The organism is Mycobacterium asiaticum, assembly GCF_001673635.1.
Lineage (GTDB): Bacteria > Actinomycetota > Actinomycetes > Mycobacteriales > Mycobacteriaceae > Mycobacterium > Mycobacterium asiaticum_C.
Genome location: NZ_LZMH01000057.1, coordinates 23,616 through 38,104, shown reverse-complemented (window position 1 = coordinate 38,104; position 14,489 = coordinate 23,616). Strand labels below are relative to the sequence as shown.

General features: G+C 65.9%; 14 protein-coding genes. 8 read left to right on the top strand and 6 right to left on the bottom strand.

Annotation, left to right across the window (positions count from 1 at the left end; genetic code table 11):
- Window positions 1-100: 100 nt before the first annotated feature.
- Genes A5645_RS16785 through A5645_RS16770 form a run of 4 tightly spaced genes read left to right on the top strand, consistent with a single transcriptional unit; the run spans window position 101 to window position 3,658 of the window.
- The gene (locus A5645_RS16785; RefSeq protein ID WP_065038070.1) at window positions 101-457 is read left to right on the top strand and encodes a Rieske (2Fe-2S) protein; all 357 of its coding nucleotides are present in this window, start codon (window positions 101-103) and stop codon (window positions 455-457) included.
- A complete protein-coding gene (locus A5645_RS16780) occupies window positions 454-1,524 on the top strand; it encodes an amidohydrolase family protein (protein ID WP_065130374.1) in 1,071 nt (356 codons plus the stop codon). Before A5645_RS16785 ends, A5645_RS16780 begins: the two co-directional genes overlap by 4 nt.
- Window positions 1,521-2,693 carry an amidohydrolase family protein gene (locus tag A5645_RS16775; protein WP_065038068.1) on the top strand — a complete coding sequence of 391 codons (1,173 nt, stop codon included), beginning with the start codon at window positions 1,521-1,523 and terminating at the stop codon, window positions 2,691-2,693. The genes A5645_RS16780 and A5645_RS16775 overlap by 4 nt, the downstream gene beginning before the upstream one ends.
- 5 nt (window positions 2,694-2,698) lie before the next feature.
- Entirely contained in the window at window positions 2,699-3,658 is a 960-nt protein-coding gene (locus A5645_RS16770) for an alpha/beta hydrolase (protein ID WP_065130399.1), read from the top strand.
- Window positions 3,659-3,673: 15 nt separating this feature from the next.
- Here the strand turns inward: A5645_RS16770 and A5645_RS16765 are convergent, their stop codons facing one another.
- On the bottom strand, window positions 3,674-4,351 hold the full coding sequence (locus tag A5645_RS16765) for a hypothetical protein (RefSeq protein WP_065130398.1): 678 nt from the start codon (window positions 4,349-4,351) through the stop codon (window positions 3,674-3,676).
- A gap of 71 nt (window positions 4,352-4,422) precedes the next feature.
- Window positions 4,423-5,307, bottom strand: coding sequence for an Rv1363c family protein (locus A5645_RS16760; protein ID WP_065038067.1), 885 nt, complete (start codon window positions 5,305-5,307; stop codon window positions 4,423-4,425).
- A gap of 177 nt (window positions 5,308-5,484) precedes the next feature.
- On the opposite strand from A5645_RS16760, the gene A5645_RS16755 reads away from it, so the two are divergent.
- Window positions 5,485-6,612, top strand: coding sequence for an acyl-CoA dehydrogenase family protein (locus tag A5645_RS16755; protein ID WP_081288397.1), 1,128 nt, complete (start codon window positions 5,485-5,487; stop codon window positions 6,610-6,612).
- Window positions 6,609-7,841 (top strand): acyl-CoA dehydrogenase family protein, encoded by a 1,233-nt coding sequence (locus tag A5645_RS16750; RefSeq protein WP_065038065.1) that lies wholly within the window; start codon window positions 6,609-6,611, stop codon window positions 7,839-7,841. Before A5645_RS16755 ends, A5645_RS16750 begins: the two co-directional genes overlap by 4 nt.
- Before the next feature lie 6 nt (window positions 7,842-7,847).
- Here A5645_RS16750 and A5645_RS16745 read toward each other — a convergent pair whose 3' ends face one another.
- The 4 genes from A5645_RS16745 to A5645_RS16730 all read right to left on the bottom strand — a co-directional run bounded on the left by A5645_RS16745 (window position 7,848) and on the right by A5645_RS16730 (window position 12,886).
- Window positions 7,848-9,809, bottom strand: coding sequence for a SpoIIE family protein phosphatase (locus tag A5645_RS16745; protein ID WP_065130370.1), 1,962 nt, complete (start codon window positions 9,807-9,809; stop codon window positions 7,848-7,850).
- A 140-nt stretch (window positions 9,810-9,949) separates the two neighbouring features.
- Window positions 9,950-10,372 (bottom strand): anti-sigma factor antagonist, encoded by a 423-nt coding sequence (locus tag A5645_RS16740; RefSeq protein ID WP_065038063.1) that lies wholly within the window; start codon window positions 10,370-10,372, stop codon window positions 9,950-9,952.
- A 175-nt stretch (window positions 10,373-10,547) separates the two neighbouring features.
- Window positions 10,548-11,753 carry an amidohydrolase family protein gene (locus A5645_RS16735; RefSeq protein WP_065130368.1) on the bottom strand — a complete coding sequence of 402 codons (1,206 nt, stop codon included), beginning with the start codon at window positions 11,751-11,753 and terminating at the stop codon, window positions 10,548-10,550.
- Window positions 11,754-11,851: 98 nt separating this feature from the next.
- Complete coding sequence (locus tag A5645_RS16730) at window positions 11,852-12,886, bottom strand: hotdog fold thioesterase (protein WP_065130366.1); 1,035 nt, start codon at window positions 12,884-12,886, stop codon at window positions 11,852-11,854.
- A 322-nt stretch (window positions 12,887-13,208) separates the two neighbouring features.
- Here A5645_RS16730 and A5645_RS16725 point away from each other — a divergent pair, with 322 nt between their 5' ends.
- The gene (locus A5645_RS16725) at window positions 13,209-14,108 is read left to right on the top strand and encodes a hypothetical protein (RefSeq protein ID WP_065130364.1); all 900 of its coding nucleotides are present in this window, start codon (window positions 13,209-13,211) and stop codon (window positions 14,106-14,108) included.
- Window positions 14,109-14,157: 49 nt separating this feature from the next.
- Entirely contained in the window at window positions 14,158-14,472 is a 315-nt protein-coding gene (locus A5645_RS16720) for a hypothetical protein (RefSeq protein ID WP_065130362.1), read from the top strand.
- The last annotated feature ends 17 nt before the right edge of the window (window positions 14,473-14,489 follow it).

The following is a 14,489-nucleotide window of genomic DNA, read 5'->3' as shown; positions in this document are numbered from 1 at the left end:
CGCGCGGGCGGGCCGGAAAGGTGAATGTCGCTATCATAATATAAATAGCAACCTAGCCACTAGGGAGCCAACGGACGCGGGCGAGAGGCGGTGATCGGTGATGCTCCGCCGGTTCGTGTGTTCGCTCGATGAATTGCCGCCGGGCACGATGAGACTTCTCGACGCCGGAAAATTCGGAGTGGGCGTGTACAACGTGCGCGGTTCGCTGTACGCCATCGTGAACTACTGCTCGCACGAGGGCGCGCCGCTGTGTCTGGGCCCAGTCGGTGGCACCAACGAATCCGCACCCGGTGAACCGGACGGGCTGCGCCGCGTTCGTGAGGGGCAGATCGTCCGATGTCCCTGGCACAACTGGGAATTCGACATCACCACGGGTCAGAACGTGGCCGATCCGAGTCGGCGCGTGCGCACCTATCGGGTCGAAGTCGCCGACGGGGAAGTGTATGTGACCGCATGAACCAGCCGTTGATAGACACCTTCATAGATACGAATGTGCAACCGCACTTTCGGTACAACGCCGAAATCCGGCGCTATCTCCCCGCCGCCCACCAGCTGCGTTCCATCCCCGACGTCGAACAGCAGTGGTACCAGGCGCCCGGAGGGGACTATCGCGCCGACCTGTACGGCGACGGTTACCCAGGATCGGACCCCGAGACCGTCAGCCGGCACCTGTTCGAGGAGAACGGCGCGAGCTACGCGATCCTGAACCCGCTGACCCGGGGCAACATCGCCGACTACCTGCTCAACAGCCGGATTTGCGCCGCGGTCAACGACTGGCTGCTGGACCGCTGGCTGGAACCGGACACCAGCGACCGCTTCCTGGGCACCATCCGGGTGAATCCGGAGGATCCCAAGGGCGCGGTCGCCGAGATCGAGCGTCTCGCCGATCATCCCAAGCTCGTTCAGGTCGGGGTGCCGATGCAGTCCCGCGAGCCGTACGGCAAGCCGGTGTTCGAGCCCATTTGGGAGGCCGCGGCCGCGCACGGGCTGCCGGTTGCGGTGCATATCAACGGCGGCAACGGCGTGGATCATCCGCCCACGTTCGCCGGACATGCGCACACCTACCCCGGCTACGCGGCGTTCATGCCGCTGAACTACTTCGTGCACCTGGCCACCCTGATCGTCGAAGGTGTCTTCGGCCGGCATCCGGGACTGAAATTCGTCTTCGCCGATGGCGGGTACGACATCTTGACCCCGCTGATGTGGCGGCTGGACACGTTCTGGCTGTCGATGCGCGATCAGACACCCTGGGTGGACCGCTATCCCAGCGAGTTTCTGCCCGGCCATGTCCGGTTCTGTTCTTCGGCTTTCGACGGCCCCGTCGATGCCGGAGACGTTCCCGGGTGGTTCGATTTCTCCGGCAAGGCCGATCTGGTGATGTACGGCTCGAGCTACCCGCACTGGTCGGCGGCTTCCGCGGCGGACACGGTGGACGGCATGGACACCGAGCAGCGGACAAAGGTGTTGTGGCGCAACGCCAGCGAGCTTTATGGATTGACGGTGAGCGAAGGAAGTGCGCCATGACGGTCATGGAACGGCTCGACCCGCAGCAGGGAAGGCCGGATGGCGCAAAGGAAATCGCGGTCACGGTTGTCGACACCGATGTGCATCCGCTGCCTGTCTCCGCCGAGGTGCTCAAGTCCTACGCACCGCCGGAATGGGTGGACAAGATCTGGCCGACCGGCAATGCGGTCAGCCCGGTGCCGCACTTCTACGACACCCCGGACTCGTACAAGACGATGTCGTTACGAATGGACGCCCATCCACCCAACGGCGGTGTGGCGGGCAGTGATCCGGATTTCGCTGCTCAGCAATTGCTCGTCGAGGCCGGGGTCAGCATCGCCTCGCTGGAGCCGATGTGCGACGCGCACTTGCCGCAGGCCGAGCACGTGTTGAAGTCGACGTACAACGACTGGCTCGCCGACGTCTGGCTGGACAAGCACAACGCGCACGGCCGCTGGCGCGGTTCGATCAGCGTCAGCGCACAGACGCCCGGGCAGGCCGCCCGCGAGATCGAGCGCTGGGCCGGTCACCCTTACATGTCCCAGGTGCTCATCACTCCGCAGACGCGCGGAATCCCTTTCGGGAGCCCGCATTTCGATCCACTCTACGAGGCGGCGGCGCGCAACGGACTGCCGGTGGCCACCCATCTGATGGGGCAGACGCCGTTTGAACTGATCCCGCTCTACCCGGTGGGTAACCCCGCGCACTGGCACGACTTTTTCGCGTCCTGGCCGCTGTTGTACGTGTCCCATCTGATGAGCCTGGTGTTCGACGGGGCCTTCGACCGCCATCCGGAGTTGCGGGTGGTGTTCATCGAGGGCGGGTTCACCTGGGCGATGCCGGTGATGTCCCGGATGGACCGGATCTGGGCGGCGCGTCGCGGCGACCTGCCGCACGTGCGGCGGCCGCCGTCGGAGTATGTGCGCGAACACGTGCGATTCACCACTCAGCCACTCGAGGACGCCGACACGGTCCAGTTCCGCGACTACCTCGAAATGATGGACCTCGGCGACAACCTGATGTTCTCGACCGACTACCCGCACTGGAGTTACGACGCCCCGGAGTATGCGATCAACCGGTTCCCCCGCGACCAGCGGGAACGAATCATGCGCGGGAACGCGACGGCCCTCTACGGTTTGCCGTCGACCGTGCGGGCCCTGCCCGGGGAGCAGACCGACCGTCTACCTTAATGGGCATGACACAAACGAATCTCACGCGGCCGCAGGGCCTGGGACGCCTCGACCCGTCGCTGCGCGCCGCTGCTGAGGAGTTGGGCGTCGTCGAGTTTCGGGCCGAAACCCTGTCCGCCGAGCGTGAGCACGCCACCCGCGTGGCCGCCGAGCGGGCCGCGGGAGCCGACACCGACGGGGTCGTCGTCGAATCGCGGTCCATCGCCGGGCCCGATGGCGACCGGCTCGACTTGCGCTTGTATCGCGGCCGCACCGAATCCGCGGCGCCGGTGGTGCTCTATGCCCACGGCGGCGGCTTCGTCACCGGGAACCTGGACACCGACCACGCGCACTGCGTCGACTTGGCCCGCGACGCGAACTGCCTGGTGGTGTCGGTGGACTATCGACTCGCGCCCGAGCATTCGTGTCCGGCCGCCCTGGACGATGTCGAGGCGGCGCTGCGCGATGTCATCGCCAACAGCGCCGAACTGCAGGCGGATACCGACCGCATCGCGGTGATGGGCCGCGATGCCGGCGCCGCCCTCGTGGCGTGCCTGGCGCAGCGGATGTTCGACACCGAAGGTCCCCAGATCCTGATGCAGATCCTGCATCAGCCCATGCTGGACGCCGACGCCACCCCGTCGCGCCGCGAGTTCCAGCGCACGCCCGGCCTCAACGGCCCGGCCGTGAGCCGGGCCTGGGGCCACTACCTCGGGCACACCACGGCCAGCGGCCACCATGTCCCGGCGCACCGCGCCAATCTGGAAGGCCTGCCGCCCACCTACATCAGCTGTTCGGAGATCGATCCGTGCCGCGACGAAGCCATCGACTACGCGAATCGGCTGTTGCACGCCTTCGTGCACACCGAATTGCACGTGGTGGCAGCGACATTTCACGGCTTCGACTCCGCGGTGCCGGATTGGATTGTCTCGCAAGAGAACCGGGCTCTGCACGCGCAGTCGCTGCGGCGGGTGTTCACCGCTTAGCCGACGTGCCGGCGGCTAGATGGGAGTGAACTTGGTGATCAGCCACTTGCCGTCGACCAGCGCAAGATTCACCAGCACGCTGCTGGCAGACATGGACGGGTCCGGGTTGTCCTTGGTGGTGGTGCTCTGATCGACGAAGACCAGCACGACCGCGGAGTCGGGGTGTAGTTCCTGCACCGCGGCCCGCATTACGTGCGCGTTGGTCTTCAGCGACTTTTGTTTGGCGGCCGGGGCAACGATCTGCTGGGTGAACTGGTCGTAGTAGGACAAGAAATCCCCGGAGAGGTGCGAGCGGGCGTTGGCGAAATCCTTATCCAGGCTGTCGGCCGAGTAGGACAGCACCGCAACGGTGCCGTCCGATGCCGCATTGACCGCCGCGCGGGCAACGCCGGGGCTGGTCGCCTGATCCGGCTCGTGGTACTTGAAATACAGCCAAATCGTCACGCCGCCGGTGATCAATATGAGCAAAGTGAGGATCGTCGGGATGGGCTTGATCGTGATCTGGCGGTGCCAGAAGTCGCGCCGCCAGTTGCGCTTTCGAGTCTCGGAGTCGGTGGCCGCCGCGGGGGTCGTAACGACGGCGGTCTCCTCACCGTCCGGGTCGTCGGCGAGATCGGCGGCCGGCTCAGCGTCGGCGTTGACGAAGGGGTCGTCCTGGACCTCGTCTTCGGGGTGCCCGCCCGTCGTGTCGATAACCGCGGTCTTGTCTTGCTCGTCCAGTTTGTGGTCCAGTTCGTCCTCGAGTTCGCCGCGCACCTTGTCGCTCACGGTACGAACTCCACTTTCGACATCTTGTATTGCCCGTCCTCTTCAGTCACGGTCACCCGCAGCCGCCAGGTCCGCGGTTCCTCCTTGGCGCCGGTGGAATTGGTGACCCGCGAGGTCGCCGAAACCAGGACCAGTGCGGAACGCCCGTCCATGGACTCGACGGCCGCGGCGTTCACGGTGCCCTCGGTGACCACCTTGGACTGCTCGACCACCTTGGTGAAATCGGCGGCGCGCTGCTGGAAGTCGTCCCGGAACTCGCCGGTGGAACTGTCGATGACGCGCTGGACGTCGTCTTTGGCCTTCTTATAGTCGAGCGAGGTCATGTTCACCACGCCCTTTTTGGCGCCGGCGATGAAGGCCGCGGACTTTTCCTCACGCTCGTTGGCCTGGTGGTGCTGCCACACAAAGTAACCGCTGGTCCCGATGAAGGCGCAGATGACAAGCACGGCGGCCAGTTTTGCGAGCGTCGACAACTTCGGCACGCCGAACGAATTGCGCATTCGCTCCCGCCGGGACAGCGGACCCTCGACTACCGGTGCCGACTCGTTGTAATTCGCCGACTCGTCGTAGTTCGCCGCTTCGTCGTAGTCCTCGGCGTCCTCGTAATACTCGGCGTGCTCGGCGTCTTCGACGTCCTCGTAGTACTCCGAGTCGTCGTAGTCCTCGTCTTCCTCGTCGTCTTCATAGTCGTCGGCATACTCGTCGTATTCCGTGTCACCGCTGCTCACGGCGAGCGCTTCGCGGCGAAGCCGGGCGGCGCGGGCCTTGGCGCGCGCGGCAGCGGCCAGCGCCTCGGCCTCGGCGGCCTGCGCCTCTGCCTCCAAAGCCAGCGCCAGCGCTTCAGCTTTGGACGTGACCGCGTCGTCGTCTGTCTCAGCCATTGCCGCTCGTCATTATCGAGTGAACTCCGGTATCTCTTACGGTATTACCCATTGCTAACATCAGAGTCTTCCGCGAACTCCGACGAGGACCGATCTGGCGATGATCAGCCACCCAATTCTTCTACCCGACTTCCTTCGCGACAGCGAAAGATGGTCGAGCGAAGTCCGGCCGGCATCATGACCGCTGTCGACTCTCCCGAAAAGATACTCTTTACCTCCACTACCCAAGCGTTTCTGGCAAAAGAAGCGTCGCTGCGGCACGTCCGGGACCTGCACGCCGCGGGCGTCTCCTTCGAGCCCGCGTGGTGGCGGCGGGCCGCCGAACTCGGCTGGACCGCCTTGTTGGTTCCCGAGGAACTGGGCGGGGGAAGCGCCTCGGGCGACGGGTTCGCGGACCTGGCCGCGGTCGCCGAGCTGCTGGGCAAAACCGTTGCCCCCGGCCCCCTGTACCCCGTCAGCACCGTCCTGGCGGGTCTGGTGGATTGTGCCGGGCGGGACGAGCACGGGGAACTCATCGAGGCGCTGATGTCCGGGGCCACCGTCGCTTCGTGGGCGGTGTCGGAACCGAGCCGGGGCTGGGCGCCCCTCGAGCCGGCCGTCACCGCCGTCGAGGCCGGGTCGGGCTACCGCATCGACGGGGTCAAAGACCGGGTCGAGGCCGGAGCTCAGAGTTCTTTGCTGCTGGTGGTCGCACGGTCCGCGGCGGGGATCCGTCAGTTCCTGGTGCCCGCGGACAGCCCGGGAGTGAGCATCACGCCCCAGTCGTCGATCGATCTGGTCAAGCAGTACGCGCGGGTCGAATTCGACGGGGTGGTGCTCGACGGCTCCGCGGCCGTGGGCACCGCCGAGGAGACACCCACGCTGATCGATCGGCAAAGTCAGGTTGCGCAGGTGCTGCAGTGCGCCGAGGTGGTCGGCATCCTGCAGACCACCTTCGACTTCACCGTGCAGTGGGCCCTGGACAGGCACAGCTTCGGCCGGCCGCTGGCGTCGTATCAGGCGCTCAAGCACGGGTTCGCCGACATGAAGATGTGGTTGGAAGCATGCCGGGCAACGACTGCCGCAGCGGTGGCCGACGTGTCCGCCCGCGCACCCGAAGCCGGCCTGTCGGCCAGCATCGCCAAGTCCTACGTGGGCGAGCTGGCCGGCCAAATCGTGCAACGTTGCGTGCAGATGCACGGCGGCATCGGCGTCACCTGGGAGCACGACCTGCATTTGTACTTGCGTCGAATTACGTTGTACCGCTCCATGTTCGGCACCCCTGAGGAGCACAACCTCCGGGTGTACCAGGCGGCAGCAAAATGACAGCCGAGTCCGTCGCCGAATTCGCCGCCCGCGCGCGGGCCTGGCTGGCCGACAACATGCCGAGTATCGACCCCGAGTCGCCGCCGGCCATGCCGCGGGACGCCGAGCAGTCCTGGCAGCGGGCGCGGGAATTGCAGAAGCGGCTCTACTCAGGCGGGTTCGCCGGGATCTGTTTCCCGCGCGAATACGGCGGACTGGGACTGGACTACGAATACCAGCGGGCATTCAACGTGGAGTCGGTCGGCTACGAGATGCCGCTGATCCTCAATGTCCCCACTTTCACCATCTGTTGCGCCACACTGCTGGACACCGGCAGTGAGGAGCAGAAGAAGCAACACATCGCCGCGGCGCTGCGGGGGGACGAGATTCTGGTCCAATTGCTGTCCGAACCCAGCGGTGGTTCGGACCTGGCCGGTGTCATCACGCGCGCCGAACGTAAGGGCGATCGTTGGGTGATCAACGGGGCCAAGACATGGAGCACAAGCGCTTTCGCCGCGGACTACGGGTTGTGCCTGGCCCGTACCGACTGGGATGTGCCCAAGCACGACGGCTTGACGATGTTTCTGGTCCCCATCCGTCACCCGGGAATCACGTTGCGGCGCATCACCCAGGTGAACGGTGGTGCGGAGTTCTGCGAGGAGTTCCTCGACGGCGTGGATGTCGGTGACGACGCGGTGGTGGGCGAGGTGAATAACGGCTGGGCGGTGGCATCTCGGCAGCTCTACCACGAACGCCGCGCCGTCGGTCAAGGCTCGGAGTTCGCCAGCGGCTCGGGCAGCGAGGGCGGTCACACCACACCGGTGGACTATGCGGATCTGCTGGCCAGGACCGGCCAGGCTGACAGCGAGCGCGCGCAGGAGATGGCCGGCCGGGCGCTGGTGCACCGCGCGGTTGCCGAGCAACTGATCAACCACGTGTCGCGCAGCGTGCGGGACGGTTCGCTGCCTCCGGCCGCCGGGACGCTGATCAGGCTGTTCCACGCCGAGACCACGATGGTGGAGGTCGATACGGCACTCGCGATCGCCGGTGCGGCCGGTGTGGTCGGGGAAGTCGGCGAGGGGCTGCAGACCGGCTTCCGTTTTCTGTCCCGGCAGTCGGTCGCGATCGGTGGCGGCACCACGGAGATGGCTCGCAATGTCATCGGCGAACGGGTGCTGAACTTCCCGCGCGAGTACGCCGCCGACCGCGGGGTGCCGTTCAACCAGGTGCGGCACGGCCGAACGCGCTGAGCGCGCCTAATCGGCGAGGAGGACGTTCCCGGGATCGGCGCCGTTGACCGGTATCTGGACCAGCGACAAAACGTGGTGGGCGGGGCTGCCCGGTGGCGCCACCAGCACGCAGTCGCCGCCCTGCTTGCGGGCGCGGTCGCGCGCGGCGGCCAGGGCACTCACGCCCGCTGAGCCCAGATGCGTCACCGCGCTCAGGTCAATTGTCAAAGACGCTATGCCCGAACGGCTTTCCACCGCGATCTGGCGGTCCAGGGTGGAGGCGGTGTGCGAATCGACCTCGCCGCGCACGATGATGCGGCCATCGTCGACCAGCGAGACGAATTCGTCGTCGAGTTCACGCCGAATGGTGACCCGACTGATGACCGGGTCGCTGATGAAATTGGCCGGGCGGCTGAGTCGGTGCGTCAGCGAGGCGGTGGTGCCGTCCGGGCCGTGGCTGACATGCGATTCCGTCACCAGGGCTTCGGCCATGGCCAAGCCGCGCCCGCGGCCCTGTGCACCTTCGCGGTGGTCTTTCCACTGCCCTCGGTCGACGACCGACGCCCGCAGCTTGCCGTCACCGCTCAGGGTCGCCTCGACCACCACCCCGCCGGTGACCTCGTCGCTGTAACCGTGTTCCACGGCGTTCTCGACGAATTCGGAGACGGCATGCACGATGTCGGAGATGTCCGTGTCTTCAGCGCCGATGTCGGACAACCACTTTCGCAGCCGAGACCGGACGTGACGAGCGGCGTGAATGGTCGCGTCCGCAGTGATGTGCAGCGGCGGTGTCGGCGCCCGGCGCTGCGCCGCCAGCAGGGTCACATCGTCGTTGTATCCGGTGGAGCGCAACAGTAATTCCAGCGTCTCCGAACAGAGGCGGTCGACGGCCCGGGTAGGCGTGTCGATGACGAAGCCGCCGGTGCCGGCCGCGATGCTGGCGGCCAAGTCGGCGAATTCGGCGGTGCTGGCTCCCAGCGGCCGGCCCGGGCGCTCGATCAAACCATCGCTGTAGAACAGCACCGTGTCGCCGATGCCAAGCGGCTCGGTGCGCAGTGGGAAGCCGACGCCGCTGCCCAGCGGGCCGCCGCCCGACGGTGTCAGATACCGCGACTCCGCACCGGCCGACACCACCAGCGGGGGCGGGTGCCCGGCGGTGCAGTACTGCAATTCACCCGTCACATAATCCAGGGATCCGATGCAAAGGGTCGCTGACTTCGAGCCCGGCACCTGTTCGTGGAACCGGTCCAGGGCCTCTAGTGCCTCGACGATCGAGTACCCGGCGCTGATCTGCATCCGCAAAGCGGTGCGCAACTGCGACATCACCGCGGCGGCCTCGACACCGTGGCCGACGACGTCCCCGACGATCAGCACCAGGCGGTCCCCGAGCGCCAGGGCGTCGAACCAGTCGCCGCCGGCGGCGGTGTCTTCGGCAGCGACGACGTATTCGGCGGCGATGTCGGCGTCGGGAACCACCGGCACCGACGCGGCCAACAGCGCCTGCTGCATGACGGTCGCCGAATCGCGCACGTTCCGGTAGCGCTCCGAGAGTTCCTCGACCCGCGCCTCGGCGGCCAGGCGCGCCTGCACCCGAGTGGTGACGTCGTCGAAGACCAGCTGCACTCCTTCGATGGACCCGTCGTCCCCGCGTCGCGCCGTCACCAGGAAGTCGAAGAACCGCTCCTCGAGGCCGGAACCCTGCAAGTCGACCTGCAACCGCCACTCGGATCCCGACTGTGACTCCCCGGTTTGATACACCCGATCAAACATCTCGAGGATCTGTTGACTCTCCAGCTCGGGATACATCTCCTTGACGGTCTTACCCACGCTGACCAGTAGCGGACTCAAGTCGCGAAACGCGGCATTGACGGCAATGAACCGGTGGTCGGGCCCTTCCAGGCCGACAACCATCGCCGGGATGTTCTCGAAGATGCGCCGCACGTCCTCAGCCGCGCCCACCGTTTTGTCCCAGTCCTCATCGGCCGCCATGTTGGCCGTACCTCCCACGGACCGCATCAATACCCAGTTTTTGGCGCGCTGACGAAAACAACGTCAAGCGACGCTAATCAGGTTATCAATGCGCGGGACGTGTGCCACGCACGAAATTCGTCAGGCCGCCTCGGGCCGTCTCAGGCGGTGGTCAGCGCGGATTCCGTGGTCGGGTGCACGGACAACACATTGCCGAATGCGCACGCATCGACAATGCGGGCGACGCCGGGATTCTGACTCACCATGCGCAGCGTTATGCCGCGTTCGCGGCAGCGCTCCGCTTCGTCGGCCAGCACGGTGAACGCGCAGCAGCCCATGAAATCCAGGCCGTTCACGTCGACGACGAGCAGGCCGGCCTGGCTGGCCGCGGTTGCCGCCTCGGTGACCAGACCCTGCCAAGTGTGCTCGTTGGACGCATCGACCTCGCCGCCGGCGCGGACGACCACCGCCGAGGCGCTGCGAACCGTGGTCGCGCGCAACGTGCTGCTCGGTCCGTCCAACTGAGAGGACAAGTCACTGCTGAGCGAAACGGTCCTGGAAAAGTTGGCTGACCCCAAGTTCATCGTGCACCCCCACCTTGATGGCGCCGGATAACCCCCCACCGGATGCCCCGTATGCGCCTTAAGACAATGTGATGCGCTTTGTATAGCAGACGCCACGCGCCGATTTGGGCGAATCGAAAAGATCGGCCCGAACCCGATCGATCCGGGTTCGGGCCGAACGCTCCGGTGCTTGCGCCTATGCGGAAACCGGCTTTTTCGCGCGCCTGGTGACCTTCATCAACTTCATCAGGTTGCCGCCCATGATCTTTTCAATGTCTTCCTGATCGAAGTCCCTGAGTTCGTCGACGAATGTGATCGGGTCCTTCAGGCCCTCCGGGTGCGGCCAGTCGGAACCGAAGACCACCCGGTCGGTGCCGACCATCTTGACGATCTCGGTGAAGCGGTCCTCCCAGAACGGGCTGATGTAGACGCAACGCTTGAACGTCTCGATCGGGTCCTCGGCGAACGCCTGCGGCATCTTCTTGTAGACGCCCTTGAGGCCCTTGAAGAGATGCGGCACCCAGTCGGCACCGTTCTCGATCGACAGGATCCGAAGATCGGGGTTGCGCGTCAGCGCGCCGTGACAGATCAACGCGCCGAAGGCGTCCTCGACCGGCCGATGACCCAGGGCGAGGCTGCGGAAGGCGGTGGGCTTGAACGGCAGAAACTCGTCGCCGGGTTCCCAGATGTTGAGCAACTCCGAGTAACCGCTGTCCGAGGCGTGCATCGAAACCGGAATCTCGGCGCGCACGCAGGCCTGCCAGAACGGGTCGAACTCCTCGAAGCCGAAGGAGCGGCTGCCGCGGTAACCGGGCACGGGTGCGGGGCGCACCAGCACGGTGCGGGCACCGCGCTGAAGGCACCACTCCAATTCCTCGAGCGCCCGGTCGACGATCGGCAGGGTGATCACCGGCGTCGCGAAGATCCGCTCCTGGTAGTTGAACGACCACTGCTCGTACATCCACTGGTTCAACGCGTGGATGACGTCGTGCGTCATCTCCGGGTCGTCCTTCATGCGCTCTTCGACCAGGCTGGCCAACGTCGGGAACATCAGCGCGTAGTCGATGCCGAGCTCGTCCATCACTTCGAGGCGTGCTCCCGGCTCGCGGAAGGCGGGGATGGCTTTCATCGGCTCACCGAGGATCTCGCGGTAGCTCTTGCCCTGCGAACCGTTGCGGAAGTAGTCCTCCTGGGCGCCCGGGCGGGCCACCACCTCGAAGGTGGGATTGGGGATGTAGTCGCTGATGTGGCCGCGCACCACGATCTTGGTGCGGCCGCGCACCTGTACGTAGTCGATGACGTGCTTGCGGTGGTCGGGAAGGAACTTGGTCAGCGCTTCCTGCGGCTCGTACATGTGGTTGTCGGCGTCGAACACCGGAAAGGAAAGCTCGCGAGAGGGCATGACGATTCTCCTGTGAGGCTGGATCTCTGAAGGTGGTAATGACGTTACCACCATTCGTAAAGGGCGGGGGAAGGCCTGCTCGCCGGACGTTTTGGTGCCTAGTCGGCGGGCGGGCGTTCGGGCTCATCGGCGGGGCGACCGACGATCGCGAAGTTCACCGTCGCGGTGGCCGCCAGTTCGCTGTCGCTGTCGCCGAAGATGTCGATCTGCATCACCAGCGACCGGCGGCCGGCGCGCAGCACCTTGGGCACCGCCAACGCCGAACCCTGCCGAATCGGCCGTAGGTAGCGGATGGACAGGTCCGCGGTGGTCATGGCCGTGCCGGGCTGCAGGTACTCCAGCCCGAGCTGGCCGCCGGCGACGTCGGCGAGCGTCGCGATCAACCCGCCCTGCAGTGCACCGGACGTGTTGACCACCTGGGGGCTGACCGGCATGGTCATGGCGAACTCTCCGCCGTGGAAGCTGGCCGGGCGCATGCCGATCTGGGCAAACAGTTCGGCGAGCGATGGCTCGGGTGTTTCATCGTCGGTTTCGCGGATGCCGAGGGCGCGGGTGCAGAAGTCGTAGAGCTGTCCGGCGTCGATCGGTGTTCCGTTCAATTCGGTGCCCAGCCAATGCAATCGCAGCGCACCGACCATGGTCTGCATGACGATCGCGGCGGCTGCGCCGACGTCCAGGCCGGGATTGAAGACCCCTTCGGTGATGCCCTGGCCGACGATGTCTCGCAACAACCGGTGCAACGGAGAGAGGACTCGCGCATATTCGCGTGGCCGGGTCTCGGCCAGGTGCTGGTTGTAGAGGCTCAGCGCCCGGTTGAGGCTGTCCTGCGTGGTCGACTCCGGCTGAGCGCTGATCCGGTCGAGGACCAGTTTCAGCGCCGCGGTGCTGTCGAGTCCGGCCGTCTCGGCGCGCCAGGTCTGCGCCGCCTGCACCATCGTTCGCTCGAACAACGCCAGCAGCAGCTCATCCTTGCTGCCGAAGTGTTGGTAGAAGGCACGCAGCGAGGTCTTGGAGCGGGCCACCACCTCCTGCACGGTGAAGTCGGTCCGGCCGGTCTCGCCAAGGATCTCTACTGCGGTCTTGATGAAACGGTCGGCGCGGGTGACGTCAGCCTGCTCGCTGGGGCCGGCCATAGACGATCTCCTCTTCGGTGCGGTGCACAAGAGCCTCGAGATCCCTGTGAACTCTGAGAACGAGGTTACCGTGCGGCCCGGAGCGGTGGTCAGCCTGTTCGCTGCGGGCGCGAGACGATGCGGTCGAAGCCCACCGCGTGGAATAAGTGCTATTTATCGCTGGGGCCGCGGATAGGCTGATTGCACAGTGCACCACCTTGGGGGTTTAGGTATGGCGTCGACTCCACCGGAGCCGAAACACGCGAGGCCGGCGCGGAGGTGTCGTGCGCAGCCACTGATCCGTGGGTTCGCTGAAAGCCCGGGCTCACGGGCCTGACGCGCCATGGGTACCTACGAGGAATATCTGACCCAGGGTGTCGACCCCGCGACGGCAAGGGCGTGGGCGGACGCCGATGCGGAAGCCGATGCGGAAGCCGATGCGCAAGAACCGGCTGCCCCTGCGCCGTCCACACACGATGTCCCCCAACAGCTCCCGAGCTTCGATGCGATATCGCCCGAAGCCGCGGCAAGCATGGGGCTGGATGCGGGCACGGCGACGGCGCTCAATGGAACGTTGCACGATCTGCGGCTGCGAACCGGCCCAGCCCGGGGGCCGGCGGTGGGCCGGGACGGCACCGGAATGGTCGGGTTGTACATCGACGAGCAGCACACGCCCGTCCGGCTGGACCTCCGCACCGACTGGGCCGAGCGGCTGTCGGCCGAGATGTTGCCGGCCGCTATTTTCGCCGCGTATCGCGCGGCGATGGACATCCAGTACGAAGACGCCCGGTCAGCCGCGGGGACCCAACCGGCGCAACCCGCGGCGACATTGCAGGACTTGATCGGTTCGCTGGACGACTACCGGGACCCGCCGCGGCCACTGGAGCGCTTCCGCGCGGACGTCTATTCGGCATGCGACCGGGCCGACCGGTTGTCCGCGGAACTGGCAACAGAGGCGGCGGCCCGCAAAGCCGCGGAATTTCCCGCCGCGCCGCGGACGATAGCGGTGCACCTGGACGGACCCTGGCTGGTCGATTGCCAAATCAACGCGGCATGGGCCGAGCAGGCCGCCGCCGCGCGGATCATGACCGAATTCGCCGCCGCGCTGCAGCGCGCCAAAGACGAGCAGTCCGCCGCGGGATCGGCTCTGGAAAGTGCCAAGCAGGCGCTGCTGGCCGAGTTGAGCAAGTTGACGCGCGAAGGAATCGCCGCCCTGCAATTCATGGGAGAGGCCGCGCCGTGAGGGCCGCGTCGTGCTCGGTCATATCCGACATGCGAGAGAGAGACAGGTAATGCCGCCCGATCTGAAAGTCGACATTGAGTGGCTCCGCAAAGACGCAAAACTGTGGACGGACAGCGCGGCGGCGCTGGCGGGTTTCGCCAATACCGCGGCAACGTCCAAGATCAACAGTCCGTTCGGCAGTCCCGCGGTCGGTGAGATGAGCTACGACCCGTACACCCTGATTCAGGATTTCCTGGATGCGTATAACAAGTTCTGCGACGCGGTTCACGACCGCGCGAAAGTGGGCGAGACGTCGATGAACGGCATGGGGGCAACGCTGGTCGCCGTCGCGAATAGCTTTGCCGCCACGGATATTCCACGTTGACGCGGCGATCCACGGTC

What these genes read in the sequence shown, in the direction of transcription:
- A5645_RS16750 (WP_065038065.1), top strand. Translation starts at nt 6,609, where the DNA reads ATGACAGCCGAGTCCGTCGCCGAATTCGCCGCCCGCGCGCGGGCCTGG.
- A5645_RS16755 (WP_081288397.1), top strand. Translation starts at nt 5,485, where the DNA reads ATGACCGCTGTCGACTCTCCCGAAAAGATACTCTTTACCTCCACTACC.
- A5645_RS16725 (WP_065130364.1), top strand. Translation starts at nt 13,209, where the DNA reads ATGGGTACCTACGAGGAATATCTGACCCAGGGTGTCGACCCCGCGACG.
- A5645_RS16780 (WP_065130374.1), top strand. Translation starts at nt 454, where the DNA reads ATGAACCAGCCGTTGATAGACACCTTCATAGATACGAATGTGCAACCG.
- A5645_RS16720 (WP_065130362.1), top strand. Translation starts at nt 14,158, where the DNA reads ATGCCGCCCGATCTGAAAGTCGACATTGAGTGGCTCCGCAAAGACGCA.
- A5645_RS16730 (WP_065130366.1), bottom strand. Translation starts at nt 12,886, where the DNA reads ATGGCCGGCCCCAGCGAGCAGGCTGACGTCACCCGCGCCGACCGTTTC.
- A5645_RS16740 (WP_065038063.1), bottom strand. Translation starts at nt 10,372, where the DNA reads ATGAACTTGGGGTCAGCCAACTTTTCCAGGACCGTTTCGCTCAGCAGT.
- A5645_RS16785 (WP_065038070.1), top strand. Translation starts at nt 101, where the DNA reads ATGCTCCGCCGGTTCGTGTGTTCGCTCGATGAATTGCCGCCGGGCACG.
- A5645_RS16770 (WP_065130399.1), top strand. Translation starts at nt 2,699, where the DNA reads ATGACACAAACGAATCTCACGCGGCCGCAGGGCCTGGGACGCCTCGAC.
- A5645_RS16760 (WP_065038067.1), bottom strand. Translation starts at nt 5,307, where the DNA reads ATGGCTGAGACAGACGACGACGCGGTCACGTCCAAAGCTGAAGCGCTG.
- A5645_RS16745 (WP_065130370.1), bottom strand. Translation starts at nt 9,809, where the DNA reads ATGGCGGCCGATGAGGACTGGGACAAAACGGTGGGCGCGGCTGAGGAC.
- A5645_RS16735 (WP_065130368.1), bottom strand. Translation starts at nt 11,753, where the DNA reads ATGCCCTCTCGCGAGCTTTCCTTTCCGGTGTTCGACGCCGACAACCAC.
- A5645_RS16775 (WP_065038068.1), top strand. Translation starts at nt 1,521, where the DNA reads ATGACGGTCATGGAACGGCTCGACCCGCAGCAGGGAAGGCCGGATGGC.